This window comes from Flavobacterium difficile, from assembly GCF_011392115.1.
Taxonomy (GTDB): Bacteria; Bacteroidota; Bacteroidia; order Flavobacteriales; family Flavobacteriaceae; genus Flavobacterium; species Flavobacterium difficile.
Map to the genome: position 1 here is coordinate 1 of NZ_JAAJBT010000033.1, position 239 is coordinate 239.

Below are 239 nucleotides of genomic sequence, written 5' to 3' on the forward strand. Positions count from 1 at the left end.
ATAATGATGGAGTTAATGACTACACAGAAAACGGAGGTTCACCAGCAGGAGATGCCAACAGTGATGGTGTAGCAGATGGCCCAGATACAGATGGAGATGGTATTGTAGACACACAAGACAACACAGTTGGTTTTGGAGATGTAAACGCTAACCCAACAGCAGACTTTGATGGAGATGGACTACCAAATTATTTAGACTTAGATTCAGATAATGATGGATTGTCAGATGTTGTTGAAACA

Annotated in this window: 1 protein-coding gene; it reads left to right on the forward strand. The window is 41.0% G+C overall.

The genetic code is table 11. The features are described from left to right. The coding region (locus tag G4D72_RS13350) for a hypothetical protein (protein WP_207784919.1) at positions 1 to 239 on the forward strand (239 nt) is incomplete at both ends.